Source organism: Idiomarina fontislapidosi, assembly GCF_003226255.1.
Taxonomy (GTDB): domain Bacteria; phylum Pseudomonadota; class Gammaproteobacteria; order Enterobacterales; family Alteromonadaceae; genus Idiomarina; species Idiomarina fontislapidosi.
On sequence record NZ_QJST01000002.1, the window covers coordinates 135,399 to 150,105 of the forward strand.

Here is a 14,707-nt window from a genome sequence, read left to right on the forward strand (position 1 = left end):
TCGTTACATTCTTACTCTGGTTAAGCGCATACGGATTGTATAAGCTACGAAATTATATCTTAAGTTAGGAAGACCCTATGCGTTTAATTGGTTCTATATTTAAATATATTTGGCGAATCATCAATGGGTTACGTATCGTTATCCTGAACGTTATTTTCTTCGCTCTGTTAGTCGGTTTCATCGCCGTTATCGTCAGCGAAGAAGATCCAGTTGAAGTGCCCGATAACAGTGTGCTCGTACTAAATCCGCAAGGTATTTTGGTCGAGGAAACAACCTACCGTGATCCGGTCGAGCAGTTTTTTAACCGCGCGTTTGGTGCGGAGGACGAGATCCCCGAGGTGTTGTTAACCGACGTGATCGACGCCATCGAAAAGGCAAAAACTGATGAACGTATCGGTGCCCTTTATCTTGACCTATCGGCGCTTTACCCAAGTGGCGTAAACAAGCTACAAGCGGTTGGTGAAGCACTCAGTGATTTTAAAACCAGTAATAAACCGATTATTGCGGCAGGCGATTACTACGAGCAGTATCAATATTATCTGGCATCGTACGCTGATAAAGTGTATTTAAACCCGTTAGGTTCAGTCGCTTTTGATGGGTTTGATTACTCTCAAGTGTACTTTAAAGAATTACTCGATAAGCTCAAAGTCAAACCGCACGTATTTAAGGTCGGTACCTATAAAGCGGCTGTTGAGCCTTTCATTCGCAACTCAATGTCTGATGAAGCACGTGAAGCCAACGAGTATCTTTATAATGCGATGTGGGATAACTTTAAATCGGATGTTATGGCGCAACGCCAGCTTGCAGATACGATCACCAGCGGTCAACTTGACGACTACATGGCGGCGTTCGAATCAGCAAATGGTGACATGGCGCAAATGGCACTCGATACAAACCTCGTCGATGCGCTTAAAACGCGCACTGAGATTCGTAACGAATTAATTAATTTATCAGGTTACGACGAAGAGACTAAGACGTTCCGTAATGTTGGTTTTTCCGCGTATATCAGCGAACCTAACCCAGACGTTAACCCGATGCTCGAGTCTGAGAAAGATCAGATCGCTGTAGTTATCGCGCGTGGCCAAATTGTTAACGGTACACAACGTGCTGGCATGATAGGTGGTGACAGCACAGCTGCCCTGCTCCGTAAAGCAGGCGAAGACGAGCGCACGAAAGCAGTTGTACTGCGTATCGATTCGCCGGGTGGTAGCGGCTTCGCATCCGAAATCATTCGCCAAGAAATCTTACAGCTGAAAGAAAAAGGTATCCCTGTTATCGCCTCGATGAGCAGTGTTGCTGCATCAGGTGGGTACTGGATTGCCGCAGAGGCGGATGAGATTTGGGCTGCACCAACAACGATTACCGGCTCAATCGGGGTGTTTGGCTTGGTGATGACACTCGAGGACAGTGCCGCAGCGATTGGGTTACACAGCGACAGCGTGAGTACTACTGAAATCGAAGCACTGAATACCCTCGAGGGCATTAGTGATAGCCAGGCGCGTTTGTTACAGCGTTCAACTGAGAACTTTTATCAGTTTTTCATCAATATGGTTGCTGAAGCACGTGACATGACGCCTGAAGCCGTTGACGAGGTAGCACAAGGTCGTATTTGGACGGGACGTCAGGCGCTCGAGCGTGGCTTAGTCGATAGCTTGGGAGACTTTGACGATGCTATCCAAGCCGCCGTAAAACGTGCCGATGTCTCTGACTACAACGTCAACACCATCACGCATGACTTAAGCCCACAGCAGCAGTTCTTTGCTGAAATGATGGGACAAACTAACCTTACTTGGCCGTTTGCCTCAGATGAGCAGAATTGGTTGATGCGTAATGTCAGACAGGTTGTGAGTGAATCTAAAGCACTACAGAACTTTAATGATCCAAAAAATATCTACACCTACTGTGCACTCTGCGTCCAACCGCGGTAAACTGTGTGGTAACACACAGTCACCCTTTGGAGTAGAGATTGGAGCGTAAGAATATTTACGTCGCCTACACAGGCGGTACCATAGGTATGAAGAAATCGGCTCAGGGCTATGTCCCAGCAGCGGGACACCTGAGCCAATGTGTCGAAAACTTACCCGAGTTCTTTCGGGAAGAAATGCCGCACTTCGATATCCACGAGTACACCCCCTTAATGGATTCCTCGGATATGACGCCGACCGATTGGGTACGCATTGCTCGAGATATTGAACACAATTACGACAAGTATGATGGCTTTGTTATCTTGCATGGCACCGACACCATGGCCTATACCGCGTCTGCGTTGTCATTTATGTTGCAGGATCTAGGCAAGCCAGTCATCGTTACCGGATCACAGATTCCCCTCTCTGCTTTACGCTCTGATGGCCAAACGAATCTACTCAACGCGCTATTTATTGCCGCCAATTACCCTATTAACGAAGTGAGCTTATTCTTTAATAACACCTTATTTAGGGGAAACCGCGCCACTAAAGCGGATGCTAATGGTTTTAATGCGTTTGCTTCGCCCAACTACCCTTCACTGCTTGAGGCGGGTATTCAGATAAAGTTGAATGCAGGCGAGTTGAGTACGCCACCGAATTTGCCGATGTCAGTTGCCGAAATGACCCCTCAACCGATTGGTGTGGTCATGCTTTACCCTGGGATTTCACCTAAACTCATCGATAATATGATGCAACAACCCGTCAAAGCGTTGATCATCCAAAGTTACGGTGTGGGCAACGCTCCGCAGGATAAACAGCTGCTCGAGAGCTTTAAACGAGGCATTGAACAAGGCATTATAATCGTCAATTGTACGCAGTGCTTTAAAGGTCGAGTCAACATGGATGGATATGCGACAGGCAATGCGCTGGCTCAGCTCGGTATCGTCTCAGGAAGCGATATGACGATCGAAGCTGCGCTTACTAAACTGCATTACCTGCTATCGCAGAATCTATCTCGCCAAGCCATCATAGAACATATTACAACCGACTTGCGTGGCGAGTTGACTCAATAATTTACAACAATAATAAGAACTCAATATGGCAACTCAAAAACCAGCTTTTGCCTCTCGTTTAGGCTTCATACTCGCTGCGGCGGGATCGGCTGTCGGTGTTGGCAACATTTGGGGCTTTCCGACCCAAGCAGCAAGCAACGGCGGTGGCGCATTTTTGCTCGTTTACCTCATTATGATCCTGTTGCTGGCTTACCCGATGTTAGTCGCTGAAATCACCATTGGACGACTTAAACGCAGTAATCCGATTGATGCGTTAAGGTCCATGTCTGAGCGTAAACTGCTACGGATGTTTGGCGCTTTTGCCGGTGTTACAGGACTCATCGTACTAGCACTGATCCTTAGTTTTTACGCGATTGTGTCGGGCTGGCTGCTGTCGTATATGCTCGCTCCGCTCATGACGTTAATTGGGTTTGATACAACGGCCACATGGCTAACAGAGTTTAGCGTTGAGCGTAATCTAGTGGCGATGTTAGTGTTCATGCTGTTAACGGTATATGTTGTTCGCGGAGGTGTGAACCAAGGCATTGAACGTTGGTCACGACGTCTTATGCCGATGCTGTTTGTGCTTCTAATTGGCATGGCGGTTTACATTTTAAGCCAGCCAGGCGCTTCCGAGGGCTTGATCATGTATCTACGCCCCGACTTTAGCGAAATATTTAAACCCGATCTGATCATCAGCGCCATGGGGCAAGCGTTTTTCTCGTTATCACTTGGCGTATGCGTCATGATGACATATGGCGCATATCTATCAAATCAAGAAAACATTCCTAAGACCGCGGGCTGGGTTACATTGATTGACACCAGTGTTGCGTTTCTCGCGGGCTTATTGATTCTACCCGCTATGTTTGTCGCGCAAAATAATGGCGTGGAGATCTATGCCGCTGATGGCACATTGAAGTCGGCCGACACACTGGTGTTTACCGTACTTCCTGCCATGTTTGATAGCTTAGGTTTCGCAGGGTTATTCGTTTCTTTTGCATTCTTTATGTTAATGCTCATCGCCGCGATCACCTCGTCGATTTCGATGTTAGAGGCCCCTGTAAACGCACTACGCGAAGAATTAAACCTAGAAAGACATTCGGGTACTTGGGTCATCGCCACAGTCGTGACGTTGATCTCAGGCGTCATTGTGGTTAATTTCGAATCACTGTTTGGCGCTGTGATTACATTAAGTACCGTTTACATGCAACCGCTGATGGCGTTGGTATTTGGTGTAATGCTCACTTGGATCTTACGTCAGCATCTGCTTCTGAAGGCCTTACAACAAGGTGCTGAAAATATAGAGCGTTCACTGTTTTGGAAAATTTGGCCGTGGTACGTCAAATTTATCTGCCCTATCCTCATCGGACTGGTTATCTGGCAAGGCTAAGCCTTGCCAGATTGGCTTTTCTAACGGTTAAGAAAGGGTGAATAGACCCATAAACTCATCGGCAGCAAACTTGCGCGTTGCGGCTTGGTCATCACATTGCGCCATAATCTGATGCGCGCGAGCAGTCGGGAAGCAGGTTTTCAAGTTAGCTAAGAATTTAGATTTGAGTACCTTCATACCCTCTTCTCGGCGCTTGCGATGGCCGATAGGATACTCGACAACGATTTGCTCGGTTTTCTCACCATCTTTAAAGAAGACTTGTACCGCGTTGGCAATAGACCGTTTATTGGGATCAAGGTAGTCAACGCTAAATGCTTCGTTCTCGGTCACTTCCATTAGCTCGCGTAATTGATCTATCTCAGGATGCTGCTCATGGAAACTGTCTTCGTAATGGTCCGCTGTCAGCTCGCCATAGGCTAAACAAACCGCCGTCATATACTGCAAGCAATGGTCGCGATCGGCTGGGTTATTGAGCGCCCCACGTTTAGAAATAATACGAATGGCGGATTCGTGGGTGGTAATCTCGATACGTTCGATATCATCCAAACGCCCTTTCACTTCGCTATGCAATTGAATAGCCGCTTCACATGCCGTTTGGGCGTGAAACTCAGCTGGAAAACTTAACTTAAACAAAATGTTTTCCATCACATAACAGCCATAGTCACGTTCAAAGAAGAAGCGCCGTTCGTTCTCCGGCTTGACCTGCTGATCACGATTCGTTTTGCTGAATAACACATCATAAAATCCCCACTGCGGCGCTGATAATGCACCAGGGATACCCATTTCCCCTCGTAACGCAATGTCCGCAAGTCGCACCGCACGACCACACGCATCACCCGCCGCCCACGATTTGCGTGAACCCGCGTTAGGCGCGTGGCGATATGTACGCAAGGCTTGACCATCCACCCACGCGTGCGATAGTGCCACCTCGATTTGCTCTTGAGTACCGCCCATCAACCAAGTTGCGACCGCTGTACTGGCAACTTTGACGAGTAACACGTGGTCTAAACCGACACGATTGAAACTGTTTCTGATAGCCAGATTGCCTTGTATTTCATGCGCTTTGATCATGGCTTCTAAAACAGTATCTAAGCTGATAGGCGCCTTGCCCGAAGCGCGGTTTTGCTGACTCATGAAATCGGCAACCGCCAAGATGGCACCTAAATTATCGGATGGGTGCCCCCACTCTGCGGCAAGCCAGGTATCGTTATAATCAAGCCAGCGAATGATGCAGCCAATATCCCAAGCCGCTTTCTCAGGATCCAGTTGAAAGTGAGTGCCAGGCACACGCACTTGCCCTGTACTGGCATTTAAACCGAGTCGTGGCCCTAGATGTTTTACACATTCGGGGTAGCGCAGCGCGAGCAAACCACAGCCTAATGAGTCAAGCAGACACGCATACGCCGTATCGGTGGCTTCCTTACTTGCAGCCAATGGTTGTGAAACATACTTCGCGATATCTTTTATTTCAGCATCAAAATCGGGGCGTTCATTACTATCAAATTGATCAGACACGAGGCACCTCCTTGCTAGTGTATTACCTGTACTTACGGCTATCGCTCCTGATTCGATCGCTAAAATCGGAGCAAAAAAAACCCGGAGCAAATCTTTCGCTCCGGGTATAGGGGAATGGCTCAAGGGATGAGCCGTGCGCTAATCAAATTGACAACTGACTAAAAATTAGTCGGTATAATTCAGTCTAGAACAGATTTTTAAAAGATCTAATTATTTTTTGAATATTTTAAAAATATCCTATATCAATAACTTATCTTAATCATTCGCTTATCTGCTAACACGCTATACCGCAGTTATACACAACCTTTGAACAGGTTATAAAAGTTCTGTGTCGTAACCTTTGCCACCTCTTCGAGACTGATACCTTTAGTATCTGCGACACATTTTGCGACATCAGTGACATACGCTGGTTGATTCTGCTTACCGCGATGCGGCACAGGCGCTAACCAAGGACTATCTGTCTCGATCAGTAATCGTTCGAGCGGTAAGGCTTTTACAACGTCGCGTAGTGCCTCTGCGTTACGAAAACTGGCAATGCCAGAGATTGAAATATAAAAACCCAGCTCATCAATGGCACGCTCAGCCATTTCAAGCGTTTCAGTAAAACAATGCAGCACGCCGCCGCAACGCTCAGCATGACCGTTATTAAGCAACGCCAGCGTGTCCTCTCGGGCATCGCGGGTATGAATAATCAATGGCTTATTTAGCTCAACGGCAACATCAATATGGGTAGCAAAGCTCTGCTGTTGAATCGCTTTGCTATCGGGATCGTAAAAATAATCAAGCCCAGTCTCACCAATAGCCACCACGCGCGGTTCGCTCGCTAATTCGGTTAGATGCGCATGCATTTGATCAAGGGGTGTTTTGTTGTCCCCCACATACAATGGATGTAAACCACACGAGATGCTAACGTCTTCGAATTCAGCCACAGTGTCACGCATCTGCGGAAAATCTTCTAAAGTGACATTAACACAGAGAATTTTTTCGACCTGTTGTGCGCGGGCATTATCAACCACTTGCTGTAAGGTTAAACCAATTTTATCAGGATCGATTTTATCCAAATGACAGTGGGAGTCGACAAACATGCTTGCTCCTAAAAGCTAAAATAATGTACGTAAAATGGTACCACATAATTGTCGATGGGGCTGAATCAAAGCAAGACAGCGCAGGCGGAACAACGCCTGTTGCTCATTGATAAGAAGACCAATGAAGTGTTGCTTATTTTGACCCACTAGCGTGGCACCAACAGAAAGTTGTCCATTAAATGGCGACAAACCGTCAGGTAGTGTAATGCACACGTGCACCTGTTCGGTCACCTGTTGTCGTAGGGTGCACCAAAGAACAAGTTGACTATCGAGCTGTGAAATATGCGTTGCGAGTCGTTGCGCAGAGTCAAAACGATAATTAAGTTGCGGGATCACCTGCATGTTCTTGCGTCCAAGTTAACCATTGGTTCTGCAAGATTATAGCGAGGTTGACGCCCCGCGCGTGCGTCGATAACCGCCTTAACTGTCTGAGTTGGCTTATTTTCTGCTCAATGGGGTGCAGTGACCGAAAGCCATTAATAACGACTGAGCGATAGCGCTCATAGAGGTCAGCAAACCTGAGCTGTGAAATTGGCGCTGCGGCTTTGACACGCCAAATATCCGTCAAAACATGCTCACTCGTATCGAGCCACTGTTGAACATTGTGTTTAGCCCCCAGGGTTGGCCACGGCGCTCTCCCATCAATTGCCTCAATCAGCTGTTGGGCACGTTCGTACTCCCCTTCAGATGTCTGCGTAGGAAGCGACATGTGCACCCACTGCATACGACTTCTGAGGGTTGCCATAAGACGCTCTGGTTGTTGCACCGTTAATAACCAAATCACATCTTTGGGAGGCTCTTCGAGTATTTTTAGAATCGCATTTGCCGCTTGCTCGGTCATACGATCCATCACTTCAAGGTAAATGACCCGCCGTCCACCTTGATTTGCGGTTTGATGAATAAAACGTGTAAGACGTCGCACCTCATCCACACCGAGTGCGCTCTGCTTTTCATCGACTTTAAATTCGATAATATCTGGATGGTTATGTGCCTTGCGTAACAAACACGCTTTACAGACTCCACAGGCGCGTTTGCCTGGATCGCGGCACATCAACAGTGAGATAAACTCGCCTGCAAATGCTCCTGTTCCCTGCTCAGGCGCGTGTTTAAAGTAATAAGCGTGTGACAGTCGCTGCGCTTGAAACGCAGCGAGTAGCTGTTGCCAAGGCTGCCGCATCCATGGAAAAGCCATTAAAACAAATGCTCCTCTAGTGCGCGCAAGATAGCCTGATGCACTTTTAACATCTCTTGGTTTGCATCAATAATGACAATGCGCGGATCGCGCTGCGCCAACTCTAAATAGCGAGCGCGAGTGCGTCGAAAGAATTCAATGTCTTCTTCTTCTATCCGATCAAGCTCGCCGCGCCCACGCGCTCGCTCTAAACCCGTTTCTTCATCCACATCTAAGTACAAGGTTAACTCGGGTACAAAAGAACCCAGCGCGATATTCTTCAATGTTTTTAATAAATCGGCGCCCAGTTCACGTCCTCCGCCTTGATAGGCCTGCGATGAAAGATCATGCCTATCACCAATCACCCAAGTACCGCCCTTTAGTGCGGGTTCAATCACTGTTTTAACCAATTGGACTCGGCTAGCGTACATAAGAAGCAATTCCGTTGCTGGCTCTACTTGCTCTTCCCAACGCTGTTTTACGAGGTCGCGAATGGCTTCTGCCATTGGCGTTCCTCCTGGTTCGCGCACGGTTTCCGTACGGATTCCTTTTGCCTGTAAGTGGCTGACAACGCTGGCAATAGCGGAGCTCTTTCCAGCGCCCTCTAAGCCCTCAATTACAACAAATTTACCTTCCATTTAAACATCGTTCCTTTGGCTATTCGGTGTCTTGATTTAGCTGGTAGCGGCGCACCGCACGCTGATGCTGCTCTAATGTTTCAGAGAATACATGCCCACCTTGCTTATTGGCTACAAAATAAAAGTAATCTGATGCGACAGGCTGCGCAGCTGCTCTCACGGCTGCTTCACTCGGAATAGCAATCGGTGTTGGCGGTAAGCCATCAATTCGATACGTGTTATATGCTGTTTTTTCGCGCAAGTGGGCACGTGTCAGGTCACCATCAAAATTTTCAATACCATAAATGGTGGTTGGATCTGACTGTAGGCGCATCCCCACTCGCAAACGATTATGAAACACGCTCGAAACGAGGTCGCGTTCTCCTGACAGACCAGTTTCTTTCTCGATAATTGAAGCCAGTATAAGCAATTCATATGGCGAATTCACTTCACACCGAGGATTACGTTGTTGCCATGCATCCTCTACTACGGCGCGCATTTTATCATGTGCACGACGCAAAATAGAGAGATCCGTTTCGTGAGCCCGATAATGATAGGTTTCGGGGTACAGCCAACCTTCTGCAGACGCATGTTCTAACCCCAATAATGCCGGTAATTCTTTGATATCGGTTACTTGCTGTCGCAAGAAGTTCGCCTGCTTCATCTGAGCCATCCATTGCGTCAACGTTTGTCCTTCGATCAACGTGATGCTAAATAGCGCTTCATCATTGCTTTTGATGCGCTCCCATAACGACAGCCACGTGTCTTGGTGTGAGACTCGATATACACCCGCTGGAAGCCTGTCGACACCGACTAATACCTGGCTCAAGCGGTAATCGACATTGGCTAAATCACGTTCAAACCGTTGATTGACGCGGTTCACGATTGACCGAGCCGTATCACCTGCGACGACCTCAAACACGCCATCGCCGGAATTGTCGGAGGCAAGCGGTTGAGCGAGACGCCATTGGGTTAATGCATACACCGAGGCAATTACAGCAAGTGCAACAAATAACAATAGAATTAAAATTTTAAGCGCATGTTTCATCAATATAAGTTTTTAGTTCTGCAGGTATTTGAGTGTTAATTACCTTATCACGGATTTGCATAACAGGAATCAATCCCTTCACCGAATTGGCGATAAACATATCACTGACTGACGATATATCCTCGATCGATGCCTCGACGATCTTCAGTGCAGGTAACAGCTGACTGTCGATAATTCGTTGCCGTGCCACACCTGCCACGCCGCAGCGTGTTAGTTGGGGCGTATACCAGTGTCCGTCGACACACCAAAAAAGGTTGCCCTGTATTGCTTCGATAATATACCCATTACTTGAGCATACAATTAGGTCGTCTGTGCCGACTGCTAAGCGTTCCTGATGAAGCAGGACCTGTTCTAAGCGATTCAGTGTTTTTAATCCAGCCAATAGCGGTTGCTCACCAAGCCGTGTCTCAGCCACAGTCACACGGATAGGTTTATCATTGGATGGTGGCAGCGCCGACGTCGTTAAATACCAATTAGGCTCACAGGGTTCGGGTAAGCGATATCCCTGACGACTGTTACCGCGCGTAATAATAATTTTGGCGACACCGGTTATATGCTCTCTACAGGCACTCGATACGGCTTGTTCGATAGCATTCAACGCATGATCGCTGAACGGGATACCCAGTCGCTTGTTCGCTTCGATAAGTCGCTGCTTGTGGTAGGCCCACAACTGTGGCTCACCTTGCTTGAACACCAGCGTGGTAAAGTGACCATCGCCAAACTGCAATCCACGATCGAGTCCTTTGTCAGCATTGTAAAGTGTTTCAAACATAAACACTCCTTAGCGGCAACGTTAATAACAGTGATATTACTTGCATAAAAAAGGCGGCCATTGGCCGCCCTTTAAGGTATAACAATTGACTGCGTATAATTAGTCGTCAGAGTGCGACTTAACGTAATCGATTGCAGCTTGAACAGTTTTGATCTTCTCTGCTTCTTCGTCAGGAATCTCAGTTTCGAACTCTTCTTCAAGCGCCATTACCAATTCAACTGTGTCCAGTGAATCTGCACCTAAGTCATTTTCGAAAGAAGCTTCTGGTTTAACTTCTTCTTCTTTAACACCTAGTTGCTCGATGATGATTTTTTTTACGCGTTCTTCGATAGTGCTCATGATTATAAAATCCTTAAATAGTCTTCACGAGTGTCAAAATTTTCGGCTAGTTTAGTGAAACCAACGCGAAATATAAAGTAAAAATTTAAAATTATCCTAGAGGTCATACCCCTAAGACTTTACACCATGGCCATGCCACCATTCACATGAATGGTTTCGCCAGTGATATAAGCTGCGCCTTTGCTCGCTAAAAATACAACGGCAGAGGCAATTTCTTCCGGCTGACCCAAACGCTCTGCTGGGATATTAGCATAGATCGCTTGTTTCTGATCATCCGTCAACGCTTTGGTCATATCGGTATCAATAAATCCTGGCGCGACGCAATTTACGGTAATACCGCGCGCTGCGACTTCTTTAGCCAGCGATTTTGAGAAGCCGACTAAGCCAGCTTTAGCTGCACAGTAGTTGACCTGACCAGGGTTGCCTGTGGTGCCTACAACCGAGCTGATGTTAATAATGCGACCGTGGCGGCGCTTCATCATGCCGCGAATCACCAGTTTGCAGATTCGGAATACGGCGGTCAAATTGGTATCAATGACGGCACTCCAATCGTCTTCCTTCATTCGCATCATCAGGTTATCGCGTGTTATGCCCGCATTATTAACCAGGATATCAATTTTACCGTGTGTCTTTTCGATGTCTTTAATTTTGTCAGCAAGATCATCCACTTCATTGACGTTAAGTGCTAATCCTTGACCTTTATCGCCCAAGTATTCGGAAATTGACTCAGCGCCTTTATCACTGGTTGCCGTGCCGATCACAAACGCGCCTTGCGCAGCCAACTGTTCGGCAATCTGGCGACCAATACCACGGCTAGCGCCCGTAACCAGTGCAACTTGTTCGTTTAATGAAAACATGTTTTACCTCATACTTTATTCAGCTGCGAACGCTTCAGGTGTGTTAAGTGCTTGACACCCAAAGGTTTTAGTAATTCGTTTAGAAAGCCCGGTCAGTACTTTACCGGGACCGACTTCATAGGCCGCTTCAACACCCATTTCTGCCAGTTTCTCGACAGTTTCGGTCCAGCGAACCGGGAAGTATAATTGGCGCACTAAAGCATCTTTTATGGCTTCAGGGTCGTCATTGATCGTAACGTCAACGTTATTAATCACATCACATGATGCTGTATTGAAGGTGACAGATTTTAATGCCGACATCAGCTGTTCAGCAGCAGGCTTCATCAGCTCACAATGCGATGGTACGCTCACTGGCAACGGCAATACCCGTTTAGCGCCTGCTTCTTTGAGCAACTCACCTGCTCGCGCAACTGCATTACGATGCCCTGCAATAACCACCTGACCGGGTGAGTTATAGTTGACTGGGGTTACGACTTCATCCTCAGCTGCTTTCTGACACACCTCGGCAATGACCTCATCGTCTAAGCCAATGACCGCTGCCATAGCGCCCTCGCCTGGCGCCACTGCGTTTTGCATTGCTTCGCCGCGTAACGCTACGAGACGCACTGCGTCACGAAATTCGAGCACACCTGCACAAGTTAACGCCGAGTACTCCCCCAAACTATGTCCTGCCATTACACTCGGTGAGGTTAACCCTTGTTGTTGCGCTAAGCGAAAGAGCGCAACACTCGCGGTTAACAACAGCGGTTGCGTGATGCGCGTGTCGTTGAGTTTATCTTCTGGACCTTGTTGAGCAATGTGCCATAAGTCATAGCCTAATTCCTCCGAAGCCTCGGCGAAAGTTGCCTGAATAACTTCATGCTCTTGTGCTAGATCCGCCAGCATCCCTTGAGCCTGAGAGCCCTGTCCTGGAAATACATAAGCAATTTTGGTCATAGTGTCCTCTAAAATTTGACAAGCGCGGAACCCCACGCGAAGCCTCCGCCGAATGCCTCTAACAGCAAATTGTCACCCCTTTTAACGCGTCCATCACGTACCGCAACATCCAACGCGATGGGGACAGAAGCGGCCGATGTATTGCCTGTTTTATCCAGTGTTATGATGACTTGTGACATCGGAAGTTTCAATTTTTTAGCGGTTGCTTTTATGATTCTTAAGTTCGCCTGATGAGGAATTAACCAGTCCAACTGATCAGGCGTTAAATTATTCCCGGCCAAGGTATCGGTAACCAATCGACTTAACTTGTCGACCGCCACACGAAATACTTCATTGCCCTTCATATACATCCAGCCACCGCTTTCGCGTTCAGCTGTATTTCTGCGCGGCTGAGCGGCACCTAATAAGTGAGCAAATTCACCTGCGCTGGCTAGATGGGTGGAAAGAATACCCGCTTCAGCGCTACTTTCAAGTATTACAGCGCCGGCACCATCGCCAAACAAGACCAATGTATTACGATCCTCTGGGTGGCACAATCGTGCTAACACGTCACTGCCAATCACCAATACGCGCTGATGTTGTCCGGTTTTAATATATTGATCGGCAACACTGAGCGCGAAAATAAAGCCCGAACACGCTGCGCCGACATCGAACGCGGGGATTTCTGTGACACCAAGTAATGCTTGGATTTCACACGCGGCACTGGGGAATGCATGATCAGCGGACGTAGTCGCGACCACGATCATATCAATGTCACTTGCCGAAAGATTAGCTGCAGCGAGCGCTTCACGCGCGGCCGCAGCGCCCATTGAGGCAACGCCCTCATCGACATCAGCGATGCGACGTTCTTTTATACCTGTGCGCTCTGTAATCCATTCGTCAGAGGTATCGACTTGTCGACTTAAGTCGTCGTTCGTACGTCGCAGGTTCGGGAGATAATGCCCGGTACCCACGATTTTTGAATACGTCATAAAATGGGTGCTTAATGTTGTTCTAATAGGACCGATTCAACACGATCTTGAATTTTTTCAGGTAGACGATGACTCGCCTCCTTAATCGCGTGAGAAATCGCGCTCTCAAATGCTGTCGCATTTGCACTGCCATGGCTTTTTACAACCACGCCACGCAATCCTATCAAACTTGCACCGTTGTAGTGGTCGGGCTTCAACCGTTGCCACGATTTTTTGGTTCGTTTTTGTAAAAATTTAAAGAACCAACTGTACAACCAATGGGAGGTCAATGACGCTTTTAATTCGTCAATAATCAAGGTCGCCAGCCCCTCACAACTTTTAAGAGCTATATTTCCGACAAAACCATCGCACACAATCACATCGGCCCGCCCACTAAACAAGTGGTTACCCTCGATAAAACCGATGTAGTTTACATGCTCAGACTGACCCAGTAACTGCGCAGCATTGCGCACTTCATCATTGCCCTTTAATTCTTCCTCACCCATGTTCAGCAATGCGACAGATACATTTTTATCTGACTCGAGGACGCGCGCGGCAACAGAGCCCATCACGCCAAACTGGAAGAGCGTTTCAGAATCGCAGCTCGGGTTTGCACCTAAGTCAAGCAGATACGATCGTCCGCCCGTCATATTCGGCAACGCAGCCATTAATGCTGGACGTAAAACACCTGGGATGGGTTTTAAAATGAAATAGGCTTGCGCCATGAGCGCGCCGGTATTGCCACCACTCACTACACCGTCGACTTCGCCATGGGCGTGCATGTCTAACGCAACACGCATCGAAGATTGAGGTTTCTGACGCATGGTCGCGCCTGGCTTATCGGTCATTTCAACGACTTGTTCAGCGTGAACAAGTGTCACTTGGGGATGATCGGAAAGTTCGAACTGACTAAATAAAGAGGATAAGATAGCCTCATCACCGACCACAACGAACTGAGTCGTTGTGTCCTGCTTAAGGCTATTTATTAAGGCTTCGATCACAACAGAGGGGCCGTTATCGCCCCCCATTGCATCGATCGCAAGTTTTAATTCAGGCATCGCCTGGAATCAA

Annotated in this window: 15 protein-coding genes; 3 read left to right on the forward strand and 12 right to left on the reverse strand. The window is 47.7% G+C overall.

The window, feature by feature from the left end:
• Positions 1 to 77: 77 nt before the first annotated feature.
• Genes sppA through DFP83_RS03240 form a run of 3 tightly spaced genes read left to right on the forward strand, consistent with a single transcriptional unit; the run spans position 78 to position 4,346 of the window.
• Entirely contained in the window at positions 78 to 1,928 is a 1,851-nt protein-coding gene (gene sppA / locus DFP83_RS03230; protein WP_181416360.1) for a signal peptide peptidase SppA, read from the forward strand.
• A 38-nt stretch (positions 1,929 to 1,966) separates the two neighbouring features.
• Entirely contained in the window at positions 1,967 to 2,977 is a 1,011-nt protein-coding gene (gene ansA / locus DFP83_RS03235; RefSeq protein ID WP_110573122.1) for an asparaginase, read from the forward strand.
• Positions 2,978 to 3,002: 25 nt separating this feature from the next.
• Positions 3,003 to 4,346, forward strand: a complete 1,344-nt coding sequence (locus DFP83_RS03240; protein WP_110573124.1) for a sodium-dependent transporter — start codon at positions 3,003 to 3,005, stop codon at positions 4,344 to 4,346.
• A gap of 27 nt (positions 4,347 to 4,373) precedes the next feature.
• Here the strand turns inward: DFP83_RS03240 and DFP83_RS03245 are convergent, their stop codons facing one another.
• The 12 genes from DFP83_RS03245 to plsX all read right to left on the reverse strand — a co-directional run bounded on the left by DFP83_RS03245 (position 4,374) and on the right by plsX (position 14,694).
• Positions 4,374 to 5,861, reverse strand: coding sequence for a bifunctional 2-methylcitrate dehydratase/aconitate hydratase (locus DFP83_RS03245; RefSeq protein WP_110573126.1), 1,488 nt, complete (start codon positions 5,859 to 5,861; stop codon positions 4,374 to 4,376).
• Between the two features lie 293 nt (positions 5,862 to 6,154).
• Complete coding sequence (locus DFP83_RS03250) at positions 6,155 to 6,946, reverse strand: TatD family hydrolase (RefSeq protein WP_110573127.1); 792 nt, start codon at positions 6,944 to 6,946, stop codon at positions 6,155 to 6,157.
• Between the two features lie 15 nt (positions 6,947 to 6,961).
• Entirely contained in the window at positions 6,962 to 7,288 is a 327-nt protein-coding gene (locus tag DFP83_RS03255; protein WP_110573129.1) for a hypothetical protein, read from the reverse strand.
• Positions 7,266 to 8,138, reverse strand: coding sequence for a hypothetical protein (locus DFP83_RS03260; protein ID WP_110573131.1), 873 nt, complete (start codon positions 8,136 to 8,138; stop codon positions 7,266 to 7,268). Before DFP83_RS03260 ends, DFP83_RS03255 begins: the two co-directional genes overlap by 23 nt.
• Entirely contained in the window at positions 8,138 to 8,755 is a 618-nt protein-coding gene (tmk, locus tag DFP83_RS03265; RefSeq protein WP_110573133.1) for a dTMP kinase, read from the reverse strand. Before tmk ends, DFP83_RS03260 begins: the two co-directional genes overlap by 1 nt.
• A gap of 19 nt (positions 8,756 to 8,774) precedes the next feature.
• Entirely contained in the window at positions 8,775 to 9,782 is a 1,008-nt protein-coding gene (gene mltG, locus DFP83_RS03270; protein ID WP_110573135.1) for an endolytic transglycosylase MltG, read from the reverse strand.
• A complete protein-coding gene (gene pabC / locus DFP83_RS03275) occupies positions 9,766 to 10,554 on the reverse strand; it encodes an aminodeoxychorismate lyase (RefSeq protein ID WP_110573137.1) in 789 nt (262 codons plus the stop codon). The genes mltG and pabC overlap by 17 nt, the downstream gene beginning before the upstream one ends.
• A gap of 99 nt (positions 10,555 to 10,653) precedes the next feature.
• Positions 10,654 to 10,893 carry an acyl carrier protein gene (gene acpP / locus DFP83_RS03280; protein WP_071462711.1) on the reverse strand — a complete coding sequence of 80 codons (240 nt, stop codon included), beginning with the start codon at positions 10,891 to 10,893 and terminating at the stop codon, positions 10,654 to 10,656.
• A gap of 119 nt (positions 10,894 to 11,012) precedes the next feature.
• Positions 11,013 to 11,750 (reverse strand): 3-oxoacyl-ACP reductase FabG, encoded by a 738-nt coding sequence (gene fabG, locus DFP83_RS03285; RefSeq protein ID WP_110573139.1) that lies wholly within the window; start codon positions 11,748 to 11,750, stop codon positions 11,013 to 11,015.
• A gap of 15 nt (positions 11,751 to 11,765) precedes the next feature.
• The gene (gene fabD, locus DFP83_RS03290; RefSeq protein ID WP_110573141.1) at positions 11,766 to 12,686 is read right to left on the reverse strand and encodes an ACP S-malonyltransferase; all 921 of its coding nucleotides are present in this window, start codon (positions 12,684 to 12,686) and stop codon (positions 11,766 to 11,768) included.
• A gap of 8 nt (positions 12,687 to 12,694) precedes the next feature.
• Complete coding sequence (locus DFP83_RS03295) at positions 12,695 to 13,657, reverse strand: beta-ketoacyl-ACP synthase III (protein WP_110573143.1); 963 nt, start codon at positions 13,655 to 13,657, stop codon at positions 12,695 to 12,697.
• An 11-nt stretch (positions 13,658 to 13,668) separates the two neighbouring features.
• Complete coding sequence (plsX, locus tag DFP83_RS03300; RefSeq protein WP_110573144.1) at positions 13,669 to 14,694, reverse strand: phosphate acyltransferase PlsX; 1,026 nt, start codon at positions 14,692 to 14,694, stop codon at positions 13,669 to 13,671.
• Positions 14,695 to 14,707: the final 13 nt, after the last annotated feature.

Bases quoted from the DNA above. Each gene is read 5' to 3' on its own strand.
- sppA (WP_181416360.1), top strand. From the start codon at position 78: ATGCGTTTAATTGGTTCTATATTTAAATATATTTGGCGAATCATCAAT.
- DFP83_RS03240 (WP_110573124.1), top strand. From the start codon at position 3,003: ATGGCAACTCAAAAACCAGCTTTTGCCTCTCGTTTAGGCTTCATACTC.
- DFP83_RS03250 (WP_110573127.1), bottom strand. From the start codon at position 6,946: ATGTTTGTCGACTCCCACTGTCATTTGGATAAAATCGATCCTGATAAA.
- DFP83_RS03255 (WP_110573129.1), bottom strand. From the start codon at position 7,288: ATGCAGGTGATCCCGCAACTTAATTATCGTTTTGACTCTGCGCAACGA.
- DFP83_RS03260 (WP_110573131.1), bottom strand. From the start codon at position 8,138: ATGGCTTTTCCATGGATGCGGCAGCCTTGGCAACAGCTACTCGCTGCG.
- tmk (WP_110573133.1), bottom strand. From the start codon at position 8,755: ATGGAAGGTAAATTTGTTGTAATTGAGGGCTTAGAGGGCGCTGGAAAG.
- mltG (WP_110573135.1), bottom strand. From the start codon at position 9,782: ATGAAACATGCGCTTAAAATTTTAATTCTATTGTTATTTGTTGCACTT.
- pabC (WP_110573137.1), bottom strand. From the start codon at position 10,554: ATGTTTGAAACACTTTACAATGCTGACAAAGGACTCGATCGTGGATTG.
- acpP (WP_071462711.1), bottom strand. From the start codon at position 10,893: ATGAGCACTATCGAAGAACGCGTAAAAAAAATCATCATCGAGCAACTA.
- fabG (WP_110573139.1), bottom strand. From the start codon at position 11,750: ATGTTTTCATTAAACGAACAAGTTGCACTGGTTACGGGCGCTAGCCGT.
- fabD (WP_110573141.1), bottom strand. From the start codon at position 12,686: ATGACCAAAATTGCTTATGTATTTCCAGGACAGGGCTCTCAGGCTCAA.
- DFP83_RS03295 (WP_110573143.1), bottom strand. From the start codon at position 13,657: ATGACGTATTCAAAAATCGTGGGTACCGGGCATTATCTCCCGAACCTG.
- plsX (WP_110573144.1), bottom strand. From the start codon at position 14,694: ATGCCTGAATTAAAACTTGCGATCGATGCAATGGGGGGCGATAACGGC.